Genomic DNA, 23,072 nt, shown 5'->3' with positions numbered 1-23,072 from the left:
CGCTGTATGTTCGTTCTCGTTCTGAACTGCGGTAGCTCCACGGTCAAATACCGCCACTTTGAGGCGAGGCGCGGCACGCCGCGCGAAATCGACGGCGGCATCGTCGAGGTCGAGGGCGAACACGAGGACGCGGTCGCGCAAGTCCTCGCAAGCCTTTCCGCGCGCGTCGATGCGATCGGCCATCGCGTCGTGCACGGCGGATCGAAGTTCACGCGGCCGACGGTGATCGACAAGGACGTGCTGCGTACGATCGAGGCGCTTTCGCCGATCGCGCCGCTGCACAACCCGCCCGCCGTCGCGGGCATCCGGCGCGCGCGAAAGCTCGGCGTGCCGATGGTGGCGGTGTTCGACACGTCGTTTCACGCCACGCTGCCGCCGGTGGCGTACCGCTACGCGCTGCCGCCGCTTGAGACGGCGGGCGAGACGATCCGCCGCTTCGGGTTCCACGGCATCTCCCACCAATACGTCTGCGAGGAATACTCCAGGCGCGCGCGACGCAAGAGGCCGACGATCGTCACGCTGCACCTGGGCAACGGCGCATCTGCCTGCGCGATCAAAAACGGCGTAAGCGTCGATACGTCGATGGGCTTTTCTCCCCTCGAGGGCTTGGTGATGGGCACGCGTCCCGGCGATGTTGACGCGGAGATCGTTCTTCGCCTTATCCGTGACGGGCGGAGCGTGGACGAAGTGGATCGTCTTCTGAACAGGGAGTCCGGCTTGCGTGCGCTCGGCGGCACGAACGACATGCGCGAGCTGCTCGCCCGCGACGATGACGACGCGCGCTTTGCGATCGACGCGTTCTGCTATCGCGCGGCCAAATACGTCGGCGCGTATCACGCAGCGCTCGGCGGCGCCCAAGCGGTGGTGTTCACCGCCGGCATCGGCGAGCGCTCGGCCGCGATCCGCGCGCGCATCGTGTCGCATTTGAAGGCGCTTGGGTGCGTCATCGACAAGCGGCGAAATGCCAAGGGCGACGGGCGTATCAGCACGGACGGCTCGCGGCTTGCGGCCTGGGCGATTCCGACCAACGAGGAGTTGCTCATCGCGCGCCGGACCGTCGAAACCTTGGGGGACCAACGATGAAACGCACGCGATTCGCAAACGACGACGAGGCGTACGCCGCTTGGAAAAAGGGACACGGCCCGATCCGCCACGGCGCGAAAACCCGCGCGCGTGTCGCGGACCTCATGCGCCTATTCCCGAAAACGCACGACGGCCCGTCGATCGGAGAGGCGCTTGTCGCGGCCGACCGCTTAACGAGCGCCGCGATGTGGCTGACCGTGCACGACACGTACGCGCGCAACGTCCATCTCGACGGGCGCACGCTCGCCTCCGGCGATTTCAAGGACACGCCCGAGGGCCACACCGGAAGCGCGCTCAACATCATCCCCGCGTACGTCGGCTACCTGCTCGCGAACATGATCACAGGCGACACGCGCGGGTGGGTCGCCGAGCAGGGCCACGCGGTCAGCGGTATCGATTGCGTGAATGTGCTGGTTCGCAACATCACGCCGGCGTTCAAACGGTACACCGTGGACGACGCCGGGCTGACGCGCTTTGTGCGTGATTTCTACAACTACGGCGTCACGAAAAACGGCGACGCCGCGAGCCCGCGCGGCAGTCACGTCAACCCGAATACCGCGGGCGGCATCCTGGAAGGCGGCTATCTCGGCTTCGCCGGGCTCGAATACGTCCACATGCCGCTGCCGGGCGAGAAGCTCGTCACGTTCCTGTCCGACGGCGCGTTCGAGGAGCAGCGCGGGCCGGACTGGGCGCCGCGGTGGTGGCGGCACGAGGACTGCGGGCTGGTCGCGCCGATCATGATCATGAACGGCCGGCGCATCGACCAGCGCTCCACAATGGCGATGGCCGGCGGCACCGACTGGCTCGCCAGGCACCTGCGCCTGAATCATTTCGACCCGATCGAAATCGACGGCGGCGATCCGGCCGCGTATGCGTGGCTGATCCTGGAGATGGAGCGCCGCCTTGCCGGCGCGCCGCGCGCGTATCCCGTGCGTCTGCCGTATGGGCTTGCGGTCGTGGAGAAAGGATTCGGATTTGCCGGCGCGGGCACGAACGCGGCGCACAATCTGCCGATCGGATCGAAGATGAACGCGGAGGCGATCGAGGCGTTCAACCGCCACACCAAACGCCTGCACGTTCCGGCGGAGGATCTGTCCGACGCGGTCGCGACGTTTCGCAAGCACCGGCGCCGGCCGATCGAGCGCGATCACGCGCTGGCCACGCGCGACGTGTCGCTAAAGAAAAAGCCCGCGCCGAAATTCAAAAAGCCGGGCGAAATGGCGGCGCCCATGCGCGCGATCGACAACACGTTCACCGAAATTTGCCTCGCCAATCCGCACCTGCGTCCGCGCATCGGCAATCCGGACGAGATGCGCTCGAATCGCCTGGACCGCACGCTCGACACGTTCAAGCACCGCGTCACCAGCCCGGAGCCGGGCGTCGCGGAGGACGTTCACGGCAAGGTCATCACCGTGCTGAACGAGGAGGCCGTCGCGTGCGCCGCGCTCGGCAACAAGGGCGGGATCAGCCTCGTGCACAGCTACGAGGCGTTCGCGGCGAAGATGCTCGGCATCGTGCGACAGGAGATTATCTTCTCCGCGCACTGCCAGGAGATGGGACGGCCGCAGAAATGGCTGTCGGTGCCGCTCGTCCTCACGTCGCACACGTACGAGAACGGCAAGAACGAGCAGTCGCATCAGGACCCGGTCGTCTGCGAGGCGCTGATGGGCGAGGCCGCGCACGTCTCGCGCGTGCTGTTTCCCGCGGATTACAATTCCGCCGCCGCGTCGATCGCGGAGGTGTACAACACGCGCGGGCGCATCTTCACGCTCGTCGTGCCCAAGCGCGAGCTGCCGGTGGTGTTCGACGCACGCGACGCAAAACGCCTCGTGCGCGAGGGCGGCATCGTCGTGAAGCAGGCGAAAAAGCCGCGCATCGTCCTGACGGCGATCGGCGCGTATCAGTTGCAGCAGGTACTCAAGGCGTCATCGGAGCTTGACGCGCGCGGCATCGCGCACAACGTCGTGTACCTCCTGGAGCCGCGCCGTTTCACCGAACCGAAAGATCGGCACGAGGCGAAAATCTGCCACACCGCCGAAACGCGCGACCGCTTCTATCCTCCCGCCGTCCTGCCGCGCCTGTTCGTGACGCACACCCGCTCCGGCCGCGTGCAGGGGATGATGCAGGTGATCGACACGGGGCCAAAAACGCTCGCACTCGGTTACCGCAACCGAGGCGGCACGTTCGACGTGGGCGGCATGCTGTTCCTGAACGAACAGACGTGGACGCACATCCTCGCCACGACCGCGAAGCTCATAGGCATCAAGCGAGAGCGGGTTATGGGGAAGGATGCGATCGACGTGCTGGAGGGGCGTGTCGCGCCGAGGGGGGAGTATTTGGCGGAGTGGTTTTGAAATTATTCGAGTTCCGTTGACAACTTTTGAGGATTGAGCGCCAAAACGAAGTCGGCTAAGGTTTCCGGCGATCACGCTTTACGCTTGCTTTTTTTAACTGGAAATTTCAACGCGCTAAACGCCCAATTCTTTTGTTCGGGTTTCCGAAATCGCGATAGGAAGCGAGGAGAGCGTTGCCGACTCTTGATTGGATCGGAAAGAAAGCCGTTCTGAATCATCACCGAGAGGTGCCGTTCCACCTACTGAAGCGCGACGCGCGCTTATCCGTGGGCGATACGGAAAGTGGGAACTTGCTCGTCCAGGGCGACAACCTCGTGGCGCTCAAGGCACTTCTGCCGCGCTACGCTGGGCAGGTGAAGTGCATTTACATCGATCCGCCCTACAACACCGGCAATGAAAACTGGGTCTACAACGACGCCGTGAATAGCCCGGAAATCCGAGAGTGGCTCGGGAAGATTGTCGGGCGCGAGTCCGAGGATCTTTCGCGGCATGACAAATGGCTTTGCATGATGTATCCGAGACTAAAGCTGTTATATTATTTTTTAAGGGACGATGGGTTAATTTTCGTTAGCGTAGACGAAAACGAGCACAGATACTTAGAGTTATTAATGGACGAAATCTTCGGCGCTAGCAATCGGCTAGAAACGATTATATGGAAAAAGAGCTACGGAGGCGGGGCCAAATCAAAGCATATTGTCAATCTACACGAATACATATTGTGCTTTGCGCGTGATATCTCAAAGGTAAACCCAATCGCCCTTCCACCCGACGAAAAAATATTAAAGTATTATAAATTTAAAGATAGCAAATATAAAACACGAGGGCCATACAGGCTTCAGCCATTGGCTACCAATAGCATGGACGATCGCGAAAATCTAAGATATGCGATTCAATATGGAAGAGAAAAAATTTGGCCAGAAAAGCAGTGGCAGTGGTCCAAGGCGAGAACATTGACGGCCTTGGCGAACGATGAGCTTGTAATAAAAGACACAAGAGGTAAATACACCGTAAATTACAAACAGTATCTTAAAGACGATATGGGCGAGGAACGGGCAAGAAAGCCCTATTCAATTATCGAAGGCATATATACACAACAGGGAACAAATGAAATTAAAGCAATGTTTGGGGATGGGAAAATTTTTTCATTTCCGAAACCGAGGCGTCTTATTGAGGAACTCGTACAAATGACGAGTTCTCCAGGTGACATTATTCTTGATTCTTTCGCGGGGAGTGGCACGACGGGCCATGCGGTGCTGTCTTTAAACGCGCAAACGGGAATGAATCTTAATTTCATTTTGATTGAAATGGAAAAAGGTATTTGCGTAGATGTAACTCGTAAGCGACTTGAAAAGGCAATCAATGGCTATAGGGCAAAAAAATCAGGTGATTCGAATGCAAAAGTTGCGACACTCGGCGGCGGCATTAATTATTGCATCATTGATAAGCCGCTATTCAATGAATGTGGCGAGATTAATGCTCACGTTTCTTTTGTTGACCTCGCATCTCAAGTTTATTTTGTTGAAACGGGTTCACCGCTGGTCGCAGAAGTGACGGGGATGACGCCTTTTATTGGAGCGCACAAAGGCACAGCGATTTTTCTTCTTTACAACGGCGTCCTAAAAGACAAGAAGCCAAACGCCGGGAACGTTCTTACGCGCGCCGTGCTTGATTCCCTGCCACGGCACGACGGACCGAAAGTCGTTTACGGAACGAGTTGCCGTGTCGGAGCGGAACGTTTGCGACGGTCGAATGTCGTTTTTCGGCAAATCCCATACGAGGTGAAGGTAGACCGATGCTGACCCTCAAAGACTACCAACAGCTCGCCTTGGACGCCCTGAATGCTTACTTTGAGGAGTGCGTCAGTACCCGTGACGCCGACACCGCCTATTACTCGATGACCCGGAAAACAATCGGCCGGGGGATTTCCTATAATCCCGTGAAGGAGCTTCCTGGTCTGCCATACGTCTGCATTAGAATCCCCACAGGTGGCGGCAAAACGCTCGTGGCGAGTCACGCCGTTGGACTCGCTTCCCGTAACCTTCTCCACACGAGTAGCGCCTTGGTCCTTTGGCTCGTCCCGTCCAATCCCATCCGCGAACAAACCCTGAAAAACCTGAAGGACCGGAAGCACCCCTATCGGAAGGCGCTCGAATCAGTGACGAAAGGGGCGAACGTCCTTGACGTTGAACAGGCGCTCAACGTCAAACCCGCCGACCTTGACACGGGCGTGACAGTGATCGTTTCCACCATGCAAGCGTTCAAGGTCGAAGATACGGTGGGGCGCAGGGTTTACAAAAATAATGGCGATCTTATGGACCATTTCAGTGGCTTACCGGAGGCGGTACTGGCGGGGCTGGATCGAGGTGAAGCCGGGAATCTTTACCACTCGTTGGCTAACGTGCTTCGCTTGCGTCGTCCGATTGTGATCGTGGACGAAGCCCACAACGCGCGGACGCCCCTGACATTTGAAACCTTGGCGCGGTTCAACCCATCCTGCATTCTCGAGTTTACGGCTACCCCGGACCTGGAGAGGAATCCGAGCAACGTGCTTTACACCGCCTCGGCGGCGGAACTAAAGGCCGAGGCAATGATAAAAATGCCGATCCGTCTGGAAACCCGGCCGGATTGGAGGGAACTTCTCGCCGATGCTATCGCCTGCAGGGTCAGACTTGAGAAACTCGCCGCACTCGAGCGCCAGGAATCCGGAGAGTTCATCCGCCCGATCCTGCTCATTCAAGCGCAACCCCAAAGCAAGACACGGGACACTGTTTCCGTAGATGTTGTCCTTGACGCGCTCGAAAAAGATTTCAGGATTCCGCGATCGCAAATTGCCGTCTCCACGGGCGAAAAAGAAGAACTTGAATCCGTGGAAGACATCGAAGCCCACGACTGTCCCATTCGATTCATCGTGACCGTCCAAAAGCTCCGCGAGGGGTGGGATTGTCCATTCGCCTACGTGTTGTGCAGCGTCGCGGAAATGAAGTCCACAACTTACGTGGAACAGATTCTTGGGCGCATAATGCGTTTACCGAAAGCGGACTGGAAGAAGCGCGTGGACTTGAACATGTCCTATGCATTCGTCGCGTCCCGGCACTTCTACGACGTGGCGAATTCGCTGACCGATGCGCTAGTCCAAAACGGATTCGATCGTCAGGAAGCCCGGGAATTGATCGTCAAGGCGCCCGACTACGGTCGCCAGGACGAGCTGCCATTCGACGGCCACGGACCGGCGATGGGCACGGCGACAGTGGAATTGCCGGAATTGCCCTCTGTAAAGCGGTTTTCACCGGAGGTCCAAAAAAAGGTTTCCATCGACACGAAAAAGAAGACGCTCACGATCAATGGTCCGCTCACGCGGGATGAACAAGAGGAAGTGAAAGCAGCTTTCAAGACCGACGCGGGACAGAACGCCGTTGAAAAAGCCGTGCGCGTTTACAATGGGTTTCCCGAGACCGTTCGTGGTACGCCGTCGGAGAGGCAAATCGAGTTTGCTGTGCCCGAATTGGCGATCCGACAATACGACATGTTTGAGAAATTCGAAGAAACACATCTGCTCGATCACCCGTGGAGCCTGTCGAATTGCGATGCGCTTCTTTCCGAAAACGACTACTCTGCGGTGCGCACCGGTACGGAGCAAGGCACGATCGACATCACTGAAAAGGGCACCGTGGGATACGAGTTTCTCGGAACGCTTCAAAATCAGATGGCGCTGTACGAGTCCGGGCAGGGATGGAAGTTGGCCGATCTCGTGTATTGGCTCGATCGCGCCTTCCCTCATCAAGACATTTCCCCGCAGGAGACGGGGGTGTTCCTCACGAGGCTCGTTCAGGCGATGGTGGACCAACGGAGCATCCCCTTGGAGACGCTCGTTCACGACAAGTTTCGTTTTCGTCGAGCTGTGGAGAAAAAAATCAACGAGTTGCGGCACGAAGCAAAAAACGAAGCCTACCAACTATTTCTGGATCCGCATTTCGAGACGCCGCTCGTGGTGACGACGGACTTGTGCTTCCGTTTTGACCCGCGCCAGTATCCGGCGAATCGGACTTATCGCGGAAATTACAGATTCAAGAAGCATTATTATCCCGATGTCGAGGACTTCACCACCAAAGAAGAATTCGAGTGCGGGCAATTTATCGATGCCCTCGATGCAGTCGATTTTTGGGTGCGAAACGTATCGCGTGGCCGATTCGCTTTTTCGCTCCAGACTTCTTCCGATCGTTTCTATCCGGACTTTGTCGCGAAGCTGAAAGATGGACGTACCCTGGTCGTTGAATATAAGGGCGAACACCTTTGGAGCAACGACGATTCGAAGGAGAAGCGGAACATCGGCGAGCTATGGGCGAACCGCAGCGAAGGGAAATGCTTGTTCGTCATGCCGAAGGGAAAAGATTGGGCAGCGATTCGATCGATCATCTCTCAGTGATAATAGGTGCGATAACAGCGTTAGCCACTACCCTTATCCAGCTTAATTTTCCAAACCGCAAGGGCAGCCAGAGCGGTCAAAAATGCCGTGAAGATACCAAAATCGAATGAAAGTTCGACTTCGACCCCGAAACATTGGATCGCCCAATTAAACGCGCCGATCCCAATGCCGGCGGCAAAGCCCAACACGGCGAAAGTGACCGCGAGCATTGCAAACAGCATTGGCAGCGTCCAGAAAAGAGATGCGCATCCACCTTTCTCCATGATATCCCCCAAGTCGTACACGTCTGAGAAACCAACGTCCTAGAACAATTTCTCGACTCTTATTCCCTGCGCTACTCTCGTTAATAGCGCCATTCGGGACAGTCACCCATTAAAGTTATTTTTAGATAGTGCGAGCGCCTTCGCGAGCCGTCAGCGCAGAGCGATTTCAGCGACCCAAACGCGGGCGAACTTGATTCGAAAATCAAAACAAACCGCCGGATTTCGGCGGAATATTTTCGGAGCAGGCGGGGACCCGCCTTCGCCAAGGTTTCGGCGTGCCGGGCGCGCGCGGCTCTGTTCGTCGCAACCCGCGCGGGGCGGCCCCGATGGCGCAACGAGATTTTGCCCGGGCGGCGCCGACCGCGCACTCCGGCCCCGCTCGGAGCGGGGCCTTCGTTTGCGGCACTGACGGCGCGATTCGAAGCGGGCGGGCCGCCCGCGGTCCCAGGTTTCTTCGCGCTCTTTGCGCCTTCGCGGTGAGATTCTTCGCTTCGCTCAGAATGACAAACGCGCTCACTATGACACCTTACGCCCGCATGTCCTCCGGCGCGATGGCGGGGTGTTTGTCAAAGGGCAGCGGCAGGACGGGATGTTGTTTGAGCGGCTCGATGTAGGTGTCGATGAAGCGCTCGTCCTCGGAGCTGCGGCACATGCTGGCGCCTTCGCGGAACTCGCTCCATCCGCTCATGCGCGCGAGGATGGCGTCGAGCGGCTCGTCCTTCACGTTGCCGAAGCTGATCTGGATGTACGGGCACGGGATCACGTCGCCATACGAGTTGACGTAGATTTCCTTGACGCCGCAAGGGCACTCGTACGGGCCGTTGCCGACGTTCGCGTGCACGAAGACGCTGGGATCTTTTTGCAGCTCGTTCAGCCGAGCGCGCTGCTCGGGCGAAAGCGACACCTCGCGATGGTTGTCCCACCGCCCGACGGCCGTCGGCAGCACGTAGCCGATGGTGACATCGTGCTCTTTCGCGAGCTTGAGCGCCTCGACGACCTTGCCCGAATCGACCAGCTCGCGCGTCGCCGTCATGCAAAAGTGGCTGCGCAGGCCGGGCATCTCGCGGTTGATGAAATCGACAAGCTCGAAGTTGTGCTTCCACAGGCCTTCGATGCCGCGCCAGGTGTCGTGCTCGTGGGGGTCCGGGGAATCGAGGCTGAACTTGATGAGATCGAGCCCCGCCTCGGCCAGGCTCCGGATGCGTTCGGGCGTGAGGAAGCCGCCGTGCGTGTTGAGCCCGAGGAACGTGCGTTCGGGGTGGAAGTAGCTGACGATGTCCTCGAGGTTCTTGTCGAGGGTCGGCTCGCCGCCGGTGAAGTTGACCTCGTAGGTGCCAAGCCTGCGGGCGGTGTCGGCCAGCTCGCGGATCTTCTCGTGAGAAAGGCGCGGGCGGCCCTTGTCCTGCATCTTGTCGGACGAGCACTTGGGGCACGCCGCGTTGCAGCTCATGACGACCGCGTATTCGAGCGCGTTCAGGGTGAGTTCGCCGCGCCGCGTCCGCCGCATGTTGTCGAGGGCCTGCCACGCAAACAGCGGCTTTTTGACCAGGTACCGGGAAAACTTCGGCAACCGGCGAAGGATATCGATGGGGCGTTTCATCCTTCGGCTCCGCGCGCCTTCTGGCGCAAAAAATTCCGTGCTCCAAAAGCGCCCGAAGGCGCAAAATCTTTCGAAATTTCGTTGACCACCCATAACAGGTTTGCTACACACCGACAAGTTTCCACCTCACAGGGGGACGATTGCGGGTCCTTGGCCTGAATTTCTCCACGGACGCGGCGGCGGCTCTCGTCATCGACGGCCGCGTCGTGGCCGCGGCGCTCGAGGAGCGCTTCGATCGCGTGAAGCACTCCGGCGCGTTCCCTCGCCGATCGATCCAATTCGTTCTTGATTTCGCGGGCTTGCGCCTGGCCGAGGTGGACGCGGTGGCGGTGTCCTGGAACGCGGGCGCGCACCTATTCCACCCGAATCGGCGGCGCGAGGCGATGTTCCGTGACCATCGCGAATACCTCGACATCATCCCCGCCAGGCTCCTTGCCATGACGCCCGAGGCGGTCGCGGGCGAGGCGACGCGCCTTTCGATCGAGCTCGAGGGGCGCACGCTCGACGCGACGTTTTTCGATCACCACCTCTGCCACGCGGCGGGCGCGTTTTACGCGTCGGGTCTTGAATCCGCGGCGATCCTGACCGTGGACGGCTACGGCGAGGAAGCGAGTTGCCGCCTGTCGCACGGAAAAGACGGCGCGATCGCGAACGTCGGCGAGGTGCGTTTTCCGCATTCGATCGGCTCGGTTTACGCCGCGGTGACGCAGTTCCTCGGCTTTTCGCCAAACAGCGGCGAGGGCAAGGTGATGGCGCTCGCGGGCCTTGGCAACGCGGAGCGCTACGCCGCGGCGTTCGAGGACATCGTGCGCCTGGAGGATGACGGCTTCGCGGTCGATCTTTCGATGTTCTCGTATTACATGCCCGGCCGGTCGCGCGTGTCGGATCGATTCGTCGCGAAGTTCGGTGCGCCACGCGCGCCCGAATCGCCGCTGACAGAGCGCGACCTGGACCTCGCCGCCGCGCTACAGACCGCGACCGAACGTGCGTTGACGCACGTCGCGAATATCCTTCACGAGCGCACGGGCGAGACACGGCTTTGCGTCGCCGGCGGAGTGGCGCTCAATGCCGTGGCGATGGGGCGGCTCGAGCGCGACACACCATTCGCGGAGCTGTTCGTGCTTCCGCCCGCGCACGACGGCGGCGGGCCGCTTGGGGCGGCGTGGCTCGCCAGCGCGCGGGGCGGTGTCGCGCCCACCCTCGCGGGCGATGCGTACGACGATCGGCTGGGTCCGGACATCGACGCGGCGTCGGCCGAGTCGCGGTTGCGTGCGTATGGCGTGCGTTATCAGCACGTCGAGGATCCCGCGACGGCGACGGCCGAGACGATCGCGGGCGGCAAGATCGTCGGCCGCATGAGCGGGCGGATGGAATACGGACCGCGCGCGCTCGGGGCGCGGAGCATCCTGGCCGATCCGCGCGACCCGGCGACGAAGGATCGGCTCAACGCGCGCATCAAGTATCGCGAGCCGTTCCGGCCTTTCGCGCCGATCGTCATCGAGAGCGCCGCGACGCGGTTTTTCGACGATGCGCGCCCGACGCCTTATATGAACAAGGTCTATATGGCGAAGTCCGAGACGGTCGACCGCGCGCCGGCCATCGTGCACGACGACGGCACGGTGCGCGTGCAGACGGTCGGCGAGACGCACGACCCCGAGCTGTACCGCCTGGTGAGCGCGTTCGCGGAGATCGCGCGCGTTCCGATGGTGGTGAACACCTCGCTGAACAAGCGCGGCGAGCCGATTTGCGCGAGCCTCGAGGACGGGCTCGCATGCCTTTTCACTTCCGGCCTGGACGCGCTTTTCGTCGGGCCGTTTCTCGTGACGAAGTGATCGGGCCGTGCCCGACAGCGATCGATCGTCGGTTTCCGTGATTGTCCCCGCGTACAATGAGGCCGCGACAATCCGCGACATCGTGGGCGAGACGCTCGCCGCGATGGACGCAAGCGGGCGCGCATTCGAGATCATCGTCGTCGAAGATGGCAGCGCCGACGGCACGGCGGACGCGGTCGCGTCGCTTGCCGATGCGGGGCGCATTCGACTGTTGCGGCACGCGACAAACCAGGGCGCGGGCATGGCGATCCGCACCGGGTTTGGCGCGGCGACGGGCGACCTGGTGCTGTACATCCCCGCGGACGGGCAGTTCGATCCCGCCGAAATCCCGGTGTTCGCCGACGCCGCGGACGCAAGCGGCGCGGATATCGTCGTCGGGGTGCGTCGCGATCGCGCGCCGTATGGCGCGTGGCGGCGGTTGCAGTCGCGCGCGTACCTGGCGATCGTCAATCTCGTGTTCCGGCAGAATTTTCGCGACGTGAACTGGGTGCATCTGTGGCGCCGGCGCTCCATCGCGCCCCTGCCCCTTCGCGCGCGTGGCGTGTTCATGCAGCAGGAGCTTCTGGCGCGCGCGGCGCGGTTGGGGCTTGCCGTGGTGGAGATCGAATCGGACTTTCGCCGGCGCGCGGCGGGCGTCGCCAAGGGCAGCAAACCGTCGGTCGTTGTGAAAACGCTCGCGGAGCTTTTTGCGTTTCTGGTGAAGCGATGACGATGGGTCCCGCGCGCTCGGTGCTCGGCGATGCGGCGGTTGATGCGCTTGCGCGCGCGTTCGAGGCGCGGCTGCACGAAACCGACGCGCTCGCGCCGCTCGCGGACGGTTACGCGGTACGCGTGCCCGTGCGCGCCTTTGGCGACACCGGCGTCGGCACGCCGCTTTATCTGCGCGAGTTCGATTTCGACGCACCGCGCGGCGATACGCTGTACGAGGCGCGCATCGGCGACATCTGGCGACCGTTGGCGGTGCGCGGCGGCGGCGTGCGACTTGCGACCGATCTCGCTCGCGCGGCGGACGATCTGCTCGACGACGATTACGCGCGCCCGGCGCGTTCGGTGACGACGTTCTTACCGTTTCATTACCGGCGCATCCCCGAACAGGCGCTCGTGCGCGCGCACCGTTGGCTTGTCGGCGCGCGCCGGCGGTTGCATCCGGAGGTGACCGCCGGCGTGTGGCCGACGTGGGGCGCGCTGGCGCTGCTCGCCGATATTGCGCGCGCGTGCGGGGCGGTCGTCGTGAACAGGGCACGAACGAATCCGTGCGTCGTCGTGTTTAGCCACGACATCGACGGGGCGGAGCAGCTTCCGTTCGCGGAAGAAATCGCCGCGGTCGAGGCGGATGCGTGCGTTAGCGCGACGTTTTTCGCGCCGGCGGAGATGATCCGCGCGCACCGGCCCGTGTTCGACCGACTCGCGGCGCTCGGGCACGAGATCGGCTTTCACGGCATTCGTCACGACAACCGGCATCTTTCGATCGCTCCCACGGATTATCTTTTCCACCTTCGCGGTTTTGCGTACGACATCGAACGCTACAACGTGCGCGGATTTCGCTCACCGAGCCTTCTGACGTCGCGGGCGTTGCGACGCGCACTCGGTGAGCTGTTCGCGTACGACTCGTCGATACCCGACACGGACGTGTATGGCGAGGCGGGCGTCCACCACGGCTGCGGCGCGTTGGCGCCGTTTGACGCGACGGGCATCCGCGAACTGCCGATCACACTGCCGCTCGACGATCGCCTGTTCACGCTCGGGGAACGCGATCCCGTGGCGACGTGGACCGCGAAGGCCGAACGCGTTTTTGCCGCCGGCGGAGTGGCCGTTCTCTGCACACACGCCTGCAAGGCGTATTACCCCTTCGGCTTTGCGGATGTGTTCGAGCGGCTGTGGCGCGGTTTATCGTCAGAGGGCGCGATGGCGTCGATGACGTGCGCGGAAGCCGCGGCGAATCGAAGATTGAAGATTGCCGGCGGCTGACCGCTGATCGCTGACGGCTTTTTTTGACGCACCTGCCGCGCGGTCGCTATGATGTCGCTTTCTTTCGGGGAGAGACCGGTGGTTGCGCAAAGTACCGAGAATTTCGTCGCCGAACGGGCAACCGTCCTGTTTTCCGGCGGCACCGATTCGACGTTCGCCGCGTGGCGAGTGGCGGAACGCGTGCGTCACGTGACGCTTCTGACGTTCGATAACGGCTTCATCTTTTTTATCGAAAATTCGAAGCGCCACGCGGACGCGTTGCGCAACGCACTCGGCACGGACCGCGTGACGCACGAGATCATTCCGATCAAGGACGCCATTCGCCGCATTCTGCTCGGGCGCCCGAAAGAGGATCTGAAAAAATACGGCTTCAACCTCACCGCGCTCGTGTGCCTGGGGTGCCGCATGTCGATGCACGCGGCGGCCTTGATCTACAACCTGGAAAACGGCATTCCGATCGTGGCGGACGGTTCGATCATGGAGCAGTCGTCGATCCCCGAACAGCTCGACGGGTTTATCCGCGCGAACCGGCGGCGGCTCTGGGAGCGTTATGGCATCCGCCACTATTCGCCGATCTATCACGAGGCGCACAGCGACATCCGCCTGGACGAGGTCGGGGTCTCGACGACGCCGCACCTGAAGCGCCAGTTCATATTGTACGACACGCAACCGACCTGCGCGGTCGGCGTGCCCGCGGACGTGTACGCCAAGCTGTTTTACGGCGAAGCGTCGCGTGACGCGCGCGAGGTGGACACGTTCGAATACAGCGAAGAGCGATATCCGCTGATCGACAATCTCGTCGCCGCGCGTTTCGCGGGTGCGTCGCCCGCTCTTTCCGCGCGCATCGAGGATTTGCGGCGCGCGACGGAGCATCTGCCCGCGACATGGGAGGATCTCGTCCTTGGTTAAGCTCATCCTGCGATACCTGATCGCGATCGTGATGATCCCCGTCGGCGTACTACTCGGCATCGGCGGCGTGATTCAGAACCGGGTGCGTCGCGCGGATTACGAAAAGCGGCGACAGGCTCTCGCGACGCACCTTGCCGAGGGACCGCCTTGAGCGCGCCGCGCGTCACCTTCGTCAATCCGCCCTTCCGCCGGCGTGTGCAGCGACGCTTCACGGCGTCGTACTTCGCGCCGAACTTCCTCATGCCGCCGACCGATCTGCTCTACGCCGCGTCGTCCGCGCGCGCGTTCGCCGGCGCGGCAACGCACGTGCTCGACGCGGTGGCGAAATCCTGGACGCGGGAAAGCGCAATCGCCCGTGTCGCGGAGACGGCGCCGGATGTCGTGTTCGCGCAGCTCGGCTTCGCGACGATCGAGGATGACCTGGAGTTTTGCCGGGGCGTGCGCGCGGCGACGGGCGCGCGTGTGGTGGCGATGGGCTATCTGCCCACGGTGATGCCGCGCGAGGTTATGGAACACTCCGACCTTGACGCGATCGTGCTTGGCGAGCCGGAGATCGCGTTCGCCGAACTTTTGAACGCGTGGTCAAACGGCGGCGCGGCCGACGACGTGGCGGGCGTGTGGACGCGGCGCGGCGATGCGATCGTCGAGGGCCCGCCCGCAAAGCCGGTGCCGAATTTCGACGACCTGCCCTTCCCGGATCACGCGGCGGTGGACGCCAACGACTACAGCGAGGTGCTCGTCGGCCGACGGCTCGCCGCGCTTTTCACCGCGCGCGGCTGCCCGTATCCGTGCACGTTCTGCGTGCGGACATTCGGGCGGAGGCTGTCGAAGCGTTCGGCGGAATCCGTGCTTACCGAGGCGCGCCACGTCATCCGTGACCTTGGTATCCGCAACCTGCGTTTCATGGACGACACGTTCAACATCGACGAGGCGCGCGCGATCGCGATCTGCGAAGGGCTTGCCGCCGAAGGGAGGCTTGCGTGGTCGGCGCTCGCGCGCATTGACCACGTGACGCCCGCGAGCGCGCAGGCGATGGGCCGCGCGGGGTGCAAGCGCGTTTACGTGGGCGTGGAGTCCGGCGCGCAGGGCGTTGTGGACGGCTACAAAAAGGGTCTTGATCTCGCCGCCGTCGCGCCGGGCGTGAAGACGATGCACGACGCCGGTATCGAGGTGTCCGCGTTTTTCATCGTGGGCGACCCGGCCGAGACGCGCGAGGATTTCGAGGAGAGCGTTCGTCTTGCCAGTCGCGCGAAGGTTGATTTCGTCATCGTGACGCGCCTGCAATACCACCCCGGCACGGCGCTATTCGACGAGCGGCGCGACCAGATCGACCACCCCACGCCGTTCGAATTCGTGCCGCGCGACCGCGACGCGTACGCGCGCGTGCTCGGCCGCGAGCGCGAGTTTTACCGGCGGTTTTATCTGCGTCCGGGATATGTGTTGAGGCGCCTTTCGCGCATCCTGTCGCACCCGCGCGACGCGCTGGAAAGCCTGATGCGGTTGGGCTCGTTTTTGCTGCGGCCGCCGAAGGAAGATTTTATTTAGAACGGTTTCGACGGTATATAGAGAACACGGCGAAGACACGGAGGACAAGGAGTCAGATTTTAAAATACAAACGACTGTGCTCTCTGTGTCTCCTCTGTGTGCTCTGTGTACCGCTGAAGAAAAACGCGTTGCGACGACCTTTCCGTCTTTCAGCCTTTCCGTCTTCCAGCCTTTTCTAATCCGTCACGTAGATCGCGTTGCCGTAGATCAGCGGATATTCGTGGATGAAGTCCGCCGCGTCGGCGCCGAGCCATGGCTCGAGGTGGTGCGGCGTGACGTAGACCTCCGCGCGATACGCGCCGGGTGCGAGTACGTCGTACGTCAGTTCGTCCCCGGTTGTCGTTTCGGCGACGACGATGCCGCCGTCGGAATCGGCCATGATGATGCGCGTTCGGAAATCCGGCGCGGGAAGGCCCGACGGCATGTCGAAGAATGTCGGCACTTCGACAACGAGCGTGGGCGCGTCGGCCAGATCGACCGTTTCGCCCATCTCGGCGACGCCGCCGTCGTGATCGGCGCGGAAATCGAAGCCGACCGGCTCTCCGAACACCTGGAATGCACCGTACATGCGGCCGTTGTCGATCGCGTCGATGTAGCCTTCGGGCGTCGCCTCGTCGATAAGCGCGTAGTTCGCGAACCAGCGCATCATGCGGCGGTAGCTGTCGGCGCGGTCGCCGTCGAGCAGCGGAAACGGCAGGGCGTTGCGGTGCGCGTCGGTGCCCATCGTTCCGACGACGCGGCGCTCGGCGAGGATGCGGTCCATGTGGTCGAGCCCCGGCCCGTTCTCCGACAGGAACGTCAGGAGCATGAGATCGGAGTGGCCGGCCTCCTCGAACGGGAAGATGAATTTGAACAGATCGAGGATAAAGCTGAGCGCGGGAAGCCCGAGATCGTCGGCGCGAATGCCGGGATCGATGTTGGCGTGCAAGTTGTAAAACTCCCAGCCAGTGACCGGCACGGCGCGGATTTCCTCGGTCGTCCAGCCTTCGGGGTGCGCGATGAAAACCGCCGCGCCGAGTGCCTCCATTTCGGCGACGACCGGGGCGTCGGAGCGGCCAAGAAACGCCTTGCGTTCGGCCACGGTGCCGTCGGGCATGCGGCGAAAATGGATCGGCATCAGCTTGTTCTCGCTGCCGGCCATCAGCGTCACGTCGTTGCCGTCGGCGCAATGCACGACATTCGCGATCGGGTCGTCGCCGTCGTATAAAAGCGTGTCGCCCGCCGCTTCGTCATGCAGCAGGACCGCCGGGAAATCGAATTCGCCGAAGTGCGTCCCGTGATCGGTCAACATGATGAACTGCTGGTTTGTCAGGCAAATCGCTTCGCGGAACTGCGCGAGGCATTTGGCGTTTGGGACGCCGCCGGGCAGCGGGCGATTATCGCAACCGTCGTGCGAATAGACATTGTGAATGTGGATCATGCCGCGCGCGACCGTGTAGCCACGGGGCGTGCCGTAAACGTCGATCGGCACGACAGCGGACGGCTCCCATTGCCCGTCGTCGTCCCCGGTGTCGTCGTCCGCGGCGTCATCGTCGACATCGTCGTCGCCCGCGTCGTCGTCATCGACGGCATCGTCGTTCCCATCGTCGTCCGCGTCGTCATCGCCGGAAGCCGAGTCGTCGTCGTCCGCCGCGTCGTCATCGACGGGCGAGCCGGCGTCGTCATCGTCATCGTCGCCGCAGCCGCAAGACGCCACGAGAAGGACTATGGCGGCCAGTCCGACAAACAAGACAAACAGGCGCGCGTCGCGCATCGGGAACCTCCAACCGGAAATATCAGGCCGTTATTTTACACGGGCAGGCGCCCCGGCGATACAACCCCGCGGCCCGCCCAGCCGTTACGGCGCGCGGCGAAGCTTGATGACCCGGTCCTTGTCCCTGGGATCCGCGGACGTGAAATCGGCCGTGCCTTCGCCGGTGAAGCGAATCGTCACGCGCTCGGTTTCGCCCTTCACATTGGCCATGTCGAAGACGGCGGCGTCCGTCTCGCAGCCGATGAAGGTGAACGGCTTGGCTGGTTTTTCTTTCGGGCCGATCTTCGCGGTCATCGTTTTCGCGTCGGTGTCGAAGGTCATCGACATCGGGCCGAAAACCTTCTCGGCGGTTTGTTCACCGGAGCCCGACGTTTCAACGTTCCACGTGCCGGCGAGGCGCTTGAGGCAGAGGTCGTCCGCGGCAAGGACGACAGTCGCAAACCCGAGGAAGGCGACGGCGGCGAACATAGCGGCGAGAAGCACGCGGAAACGGCGTGCGGCATTAGCGCCGCAGGCGTCAGCGCGCGAGCCAAAACGAGTCGCCAGGTTCTCTTTGTCCATCCGGTCCATGATGTCCATTTTGCCCACCGTCAAAGTCGGGCGCGGGCGCGGGCGCGGGCGCGGGCGCGGGCACAATACCCTACCCGTGCCAGGAATGCAGGAGGTGGATGTAGTTCGTGCGCTGGTAAACCGTGGGGTCCGGGCAGCGTTCAAGATTCATGCTGCCGACGAGCTGCCGCCAGGAGACGTATTCGTGCTCCTGCAACCACTCAGCGAGCCAGGCGCGCAGCTCGCGCATGTAGGGCACGCCGTGGCGAAGCAGCGCGGACACGAGCTGCGTCGCGTCGGCGCCGGCCATGCCCGCGCGGACAACGTCGATGGCCGTGTGCACGCCGCCGCTAGCGGCGATCGACAACCCCGCATGCGGCGAGATCACCGCGATGGCGTGCAGGCGCGGCCCGAGTTCGGAGGAATCCGACAGGTGCAGCGCGCGCGACACCTCGAGCGTTTCCGGATCGATCTCCGGCTGGTAGAGGCGATTGAACAGCACGACGCCGCGCGCACCGGCTTCCTTGAGGCGGGCAATGAAATTCGGCAACGCGGTGTGGTGGGGGGACAGCTTGACGCCGACGGGAATGCCGACGCGGCTTGTCACCTCGCGCACGACCTGGATGTGGCGCGTCTCGATGGCTCCCGCGTCCTGGGTGGTCTCGGACGTGAATTCGTAGAGGTTCAGTTCCAGCGCGTTGGCGCCCGCCTGTTCCATCAGACCGGCGAACTCCAGCCACCCGCCGAGCGTCGTGCCGTTGAGCGAAGCGATCACGGGAATGCCAAGCGCCTCGCGCAGGCGGCGGATCTGTTCGAGGTAATGATCCGGCGCCATGGCGAACGCCTCGGACGGCGGAAAATACGACAGCGCCTCGGCGAACGAATCCCCGGGGACGTCCATGTGGCGATGGGCGGCAACCTGTTCGCGGACGATCTGTTCCTCGAACAGCGAACGCATGACGATCGCCGGCGCGCCGGCGTCCTCGAGGCGGCGCGCGGGATCGGTGCGATCGGCCAGCGGCGACGCGCCGGGAATGAGCGGATTGGAAAGCGGCAGTCCAAGCCAGGTGGTCGAGAGATCCATCGTTTGCTCCTCAGGCTCCGCCCTTGTTGGAACCGTTCGGCGCGGGCACGCGCACGCCGGCCAGTTGTTGATAAATCGCGAACCGCGCGTTGGTTTCGCGCTCCGCGGACTCCAGAAGTTGCTGGTAGCGGCGCGGATCGGCGAGCTCGACCATGCGGAATCGCCCCTCGCGGCGCATATAGTCGGCCACGCGCACCGTCGGCGCGGGAGAGTCGAGCACAAGGGGCGGCTCGCCCCGGGACATGCGATGCGGATCGAACCGGAACAGCGGCCAAACGCCGGATTGCACCGCGAGGCGCTGGTGCTCCGCGCCCTGCGAAAGATCGTATCCGTGCGCGATGCAATGCGCGTACGCGATGATGAGCGACGGTCCGCGGTGCGCCTCGGCCTCCACGAACGCGCGCACCGTCTGCGCGTCCCTGGCGCCAAAGGCGACGTGCGCCACGTAAACGTGGCCATACGACATGGCGAGCATGCCGAGATCCTTCTTGGGTGTCGTCTTGCCCTTGGCCGCGAACTTCGCCGCCGCGCCGATGGGCGTGGCCTTGGACATCTGCCCGCCGGTGTTCGAATACACCTCCGTGTCGAGCACGAGGACGTTGACATCGTGCGGCAGCGACAGGATGTGGTCGAGGCCGCCGTAGCCGATATCGTACGCCCAGCCGTCGCCCCCGACGATCCAGACCGACTTGCGCACGAACGATTCCGCCACGGCGTCGAGACGGCGCGCGACGGGGTTGCTCGTGTTCGCGAGGCGCTCGCGCAGCATCCGCACGCGCTCGCGCTGCGCCGCGATGCCGGCTTCGTCGTCCTGCGCCGCGTTCATGATGGCGTCGGCGAGGTTGTCATCGATCACCGTGGACAAGCGCGAGAGCAGCTCGGCGGCGAGGCGTTGCTGCGCGTCGACCGCCAGCCGGAAGCCCAGGCCGAATTCCGCGTTGTCCTCGAACAGCGAGTTCGACCACGCGGGTCCGCGCCCCTGCCCGTTCGCGCGATACGGCGTCGTCGGCAGGTTGCCGCCGTATATCGACGTGCAACCCGTGGCGTTGGCGATCAGCAGGCGGTCGCCGAAAAGCTGCGTGAGCAGTTTGATATAGGGCGTCTCGCCGCAGCCCGCGCACGCGCCGGAAAACTCGAAAAGCGGTTCGCGAAGCTGGCTGCCCTTGATGTCGAGCGGCAACTTTTCGCGCGGCGGCTCGGGCAGCGTGGTGAAATACGCCCAGTTCGCGCGCTCGCGCTCGCGGTGCTCGCCGACGGGCCGCATGTCGATCGCCTTGTGGCGCGGATTCGACTTGTCCTTGGCCGGGCACACCGCGACGCACAGCCCACAGCCCGTGCAATCGTCGGGGGCGACCTGGATAATGTATTTCCAGCCGTCGAAGCCCTTGATGAAGCGATTGTCCTTGACGCGAAATTCGCCTGGAGCGCCGTCGAGCACGGACGGCTCGACGAGGTTCGCGCGGATCGTCGCGTGCGGGCAGACCATCGCGCATTTGGCGCACTGGATGCACACGTCGGGATCCCAGATGGGGATCTCAAGGGCGATGGCGCGCTTTTCCCATTGCGTCGTGCCGGTCGGCCACGTGCCGTCCACGGGGAACGCGCTGACGGGAAGTTCGTCCCCGCGCCCTTCCAGGATGACCGCCGTGACGCGCTGGACGAACTCGGGCGCCTCGCGCGGCACGGTGGGCGCAGGCTCGCGCGCCGGCCCGATCGCATCGGGGATCGGCAATTCGCGCAGATGCCCGAGCGCCGCGTCGACCGCCGCTTCGTTGCGCCGAACGATCTCGTCGCCGCGTTTGCCGAACGTTTTTTTGATCGCGCCCTTGATTTTTTCGATCGCCTCGTCCATCGGCAAGACGCCGGAAAGCGCGAAAAAACAGGTCTGCATGACGGTGCTGATATGCCGGCCGAGATTCGCCTTGCCCGCGACGGCATAGGCGTCGATCGCGAACACGCGCAGATTTTTTTCCTTGATCGCGCGGCGGACTTTCGTCGGCAGCGATTCCCATAGATCGTCGATCGGCGTCGGCGTGTTCAGCAAGAAGACGCCTTCCGGTTTCGCGCAGGCGAGCACGTCGATCCGGTCGAGGAACGGCGCGTGGTGACAGGCGACAAAACCGGCCTCGCGGATGAGGTACGGCGCGCGGATTGGCTCGGGGCCAAAACGCAGATGCGAGATGGTCATCGCGCCGGACTTTTTGGAATCGTAAACGAAATAGCCCTGGCCAAAGTTGTCCGTTTCCTCGCCGATGATCTTGATGGTGTTCTTGTTGCTGCCGACGGTGCCGTCGGAACCAAGCCCGAAAAAGACCGCGCGCACGACGGAATCCGGCTCGATCGAAAACGCGGGGTCGTACGGAATCGAATGGTGCGTGATGTCGTCGACGATGCCGACGGTGAAATGGCGCTTTCGCGACGACTCGGCCAGATGATCGAAAACGCCCTTGACCATCGCGGGCGTGAATTCCCTGGAGGACAAACCGTAGCGTCCGCCGATGACGGCGGGCATGGAGTCAAACGGCGCGGCGCCGTCGTCAAGCGCCTCGCCGAGGGCCGCGACAACGTCGAGATACAGCGGTTCGCCGACGGCGCCCGGCTCCTTCGTGCGATCCAGAACCGCGATCGACTTCACGCTCGCGGGCAGCGCGGCGACGAACGCATCGATGGCGAACGGGCGATACAGGCGCACCTTCACGACGCCGACGCGCTCGCCGCGTTTCGCGAGATGCGCGGCGGTTTCGCATGCGGTATCCGCGCCCGATCCCATGATGACGACGACGCGTTCGGCCTCGGGGTGCCCCTCGTATTCGAACAGGCCGTAGCTTCGGCCCGTAAGTTCATGGAAACGCGCCATCGTCTCGCGCACCGTGGCGGGGCACGCATCGTGGAATCGGTTGGCCGCCTCGCGCGCCTGAAAAAACGTATCGGGATTTTGCGCGGTACCGCGAATGACGGGGCGATCGGGCGACAGCGCGCGTTCGCGGTGCGCGAGGATCGCCGTGTCGGGAATCAGCGCGCGCAGAGTGGCGTCGTCCACGACCTCGATCTTGCCGATCTCGTGAGACGTGCGGAAACCGTCGAAGAAATGCAGGAACGGCACGCGCGATTGCAGCGTCGCCGCATGCGCGATCGCGGCCATGTCGTGCGCCTCCTGCACGTTCGCCGAGGCCAGAAGCGCGAAGCCCGTCTGCCGGCACGCCATGACATCGGAGTGATCGCCGAAGATGGACAGGGCGTGCGTCGCCAGGGTGCGCGCCGCGACGTGCATGCAAAAGGCCGTCAGTTCGCCGGCGATCTTGTACATGTTGGGGATCATCAACAGCAGGCCCTGCGACGCGGTGAACGTCGTCGCCAGCGCTCCGGCCTGCAGCGCGCCGTGCACGGCGCCCGCCGCGCCGCCCTCGGATTGCATCTCGACGATTTTCGGGGGCACGCCCCAAAGATTCGTGCGGTGACGGGCGGTCCATTCGTCCGCGTATTCGCCCATGGGCGTCGCGGGCGTGATGGGATAAATCGCGATGACCTCGGCCAGGCGATGCGCCACCATCGCGACCGCTTCGTTCGCGTCAATCGTCAGAACGCGGCGGGGCTCCATGGCGTTTCTCCTGAAATTCGACCGGCCGCCGGCGAGATTGTCGCGGCCCCTGAAGATAGAACTTCCGCATCAACAATGTAGGGGGTGTGCGGGCCGCGGCGTAGGGGAGTC

Annotated in this window: 16 protein-coding genes; 10 read left to right on the top strand and 6 right to left on the bottom strand. The window is 62.9% G+C overall.

The features are described from left to right. Positions 1–6: 6 nt before the first annotated feature. The 4 genes from K8I61_02735 to K8I61_02720 all read left to right on the top strand — a co-directional run bounded on the left by K8I61_02735 (position 7) and on the right by K8I61_02720 (position 7,860). On the top strand, positions 7–1,083 hold the full coding sequence (locus K8I61_02735; protein ID MBZ0270927.1) for an acetate/propionate family kinase: 1,077 nt from the start codon (positions 7–9) through the stop codon (positions 1,081–1,083). Continuing rightward, entirely contained in the window at positions 1,080–3,437 is a 2,358-nt protein-coding gene (locus K8I61_02730) for a xylulose 5-phosphate 3-epimerase (GenBank protein MBZ0270926.1), read from the top strand. The genes K8I61_02735 and K8I61_02730 overlap by 4 nt, the downstream gene beginning before the upstream one ends. 173 nt (positions 3,438–3,610) lie before the next feature. Then, positions 3,611–5,236 carry a site-specific DNA-methyltransferase gene (locus tag K8I61_02725; protein MBZ0270925.1) on the top strand — a complete coding sequence of 542 codons (1,626 nt, stop codon included), beginning with the start codon at positions 3,611–3,613 and terminating at the stop codon, positions 5,234–5,236. After that, positions 5,230–7,860 (top strand): DEAD/DEAH box helicase family protein, encoded by a 2,631-nt coding sequence (locus K8I61_02720; protein MBZ0270924.1) that lies wholly within the window; start codon positions 5,230–5,232, stop codon positions 7,858–7,860. The genes K8I61_02725 and K8I61_02720 overlap by 7 nt, the downstream gene beginning before the upstream one ends. A gap of 20 nt (positions 7,861–7,880) precedes the next feature. Here K8I61_02720 and K8I61_02715 read toward each other — a convergent pair whose 3' ends face one another. Both K8I61_02715 and K8I61_02710 read right to left on the bottom strand, forming a co-directional pair. Next, the gene (locus K8I61_02715) at positions 7,881–8,123 is read right to left on the bottom strand and encodes a hypothetical protein (protein ID MBZ0270923.1); all 243 of its coding nucleotides are present in this window, start codon (positions 8,121–8,123) and stop codon (positions 7,881–7,883) included. A gap of 526 nt (positions 8,124–8,649) precedes the next feature. Next, entirely contained in the window at positions 8,650–9,723 is a 1,074-nt protein-coding gene (locus K8I61_02710; GenBank protein MBZ0270922.1) for a radical SAM protein, read from the bottom strand. Between the two features lie 140 nt (positions 9,724–9,863). Here K8I61_02710 and K8I61_02705 point away from each other — a divergent pair, with 140 nt between their 5' ends. The 6 genes from K8I61_02705 (at position 9,864) to K8I61_02680 (ending at position 15,977) form a co-directional block, all read left to right on the top strand. Further along, positions 9,864–11,555, top strand: a complete 1,692-nt coding sequence (locus K8I61_02705) for a carbamoyl transferase (protein MBZ0270921.1) — start codon at positions 9,864–9,866, stop codon at positions 11,553–11,555. 7 nt (positions 11,556–11,562) lie between these two features. After that, positions 11,563–12,264, top strand: a complete 702-nt coding sequence (locus tag K8I61_02700) for a glycosyltransferase family 2 protein (GenBank protein ID MBZ0270920.1) — start codon at positions 11,563–11,565, stop codon at positions 12,262–12,264. Then, positions 12,261–13,523 carry a hypothetical protein gene (locus tag K8I61_02695; protein MBZ0270919.1) on the top strand — a complete coding sequence of 421 codons (1,263 nt, stop codon included), beginning with the start codon at positions 12,261–12,263 and terminating at the stop codon, positions 13,521–13,523. Before K8I61_02700 ends, K8I61_02695 begins: the two co-directional genes overlap by 4 nt. Before the next feature lie 78 nt (positions 13,524–13,601). Next, positions 13,602–14,432, top strand: coding sequence for a hypothetical protein (locus K8I61_02690; protein ID MBZ0270918.1), 831 nt, complete (start codon positions 13,602–13,604; stop codon positions 14,430–14,432). After that, positions 14,425–14,583: a hypothetical protein gene (locus K8I61_02685; GenBank protein ID MBZ0270917.1), complete on the top strand. Its 159-nt coding sequence runs from the start codon at positions 14,425–14,427 to the stop codon at positions 14,581–14,583. Before K8I61_02690 ends, K8I61_02685 begins: the two co-directional genes overlap by 8 nt. Continuing rightward, positions 14,580–15,977: a radical SAM protein gene (locus tag K8I61_02680; GenBank protein ID MBZ0270916.1), complete on the top strand. Its 1,398-nt coding sequence runs from the start codon at positions 14,580–14,582 to the stop codon at positions 15,975–15,977. Before K8I61_02685 ends, K8I61_02680 begins: the two co-directional genes overlap by 4 nt. A gap of 175 nt (positions 15,978–16,152) precedes the next feature. On the opposite strand, the gene K8I61_02675 is transcribed toward K8I61_02680, so the two are convergent. The 4 genes from K8I61_02675 to nifJ form a co-directional block, all read right to left on the bottom strand. Further along, positions 16,153–17,730, bottom strand: a complete 1,578-nt coding sequence (locus tag K8I61_02675; protein MBZ0270915.1) for a hypothetical protein — start codon at positions 17,728–17,730, stop codon at positions 16,153–16,155. A gap of 84 nt (positions 17,731–17,814) precedes the next feature. Beyond that, entirely contained in the window at positions 17,815–18,309 is a 495-nt protein-coding gene (locus K8I61_02670) for a hypothetical protein (protein ID MBZ0270914.1), read from the bottom strand. Positions 18,310–18,370: 61 nt separating this feature from the next. Continuing rightward, positions 18,371–19,363 carry a dihydroorotate dehydrogenase-like protein gene (locus tag K8I61_02665; protein ID MBZ0270913.1) on the bottom strand — a complete coding sequence of 331 codons (993 nt, stop codon included), beginning with the start codon at positions 19,361–19,363 and terminating at the stop codon, positions 18,371–18,373. A gap of 10 nt (positions 19,364–19,373) precedes the next feature. Beyond that, entirely contained in the window at positions 19,374–22,961 is a 3,588-nt protein-coding gene (nifJ, locus tag K8I61_02660) for a pyruvate:ferredoxin (flavodoxin) oxidoreductase (GenBank protein MBZ0270912.1), read from the bottom strand. Positions 22,962–23,072: the final 111 nt, after the last annotated feature.

The sequence above is a fragment of the bacterium genome (genome assembly GCA_019912885.1).
In the GTDB taxonomy this organism is placed as follows: domain Bacteria; phylum Lernaellota; class Lernaellaia; order JACKCT01; family JACKCT01; genus JAIOHV01.
The sequence above is the reverse complement of the archived record's forward strand: the minus strand, read 5'-3'. Positions and strand labels throughout refer to the sequence as shown.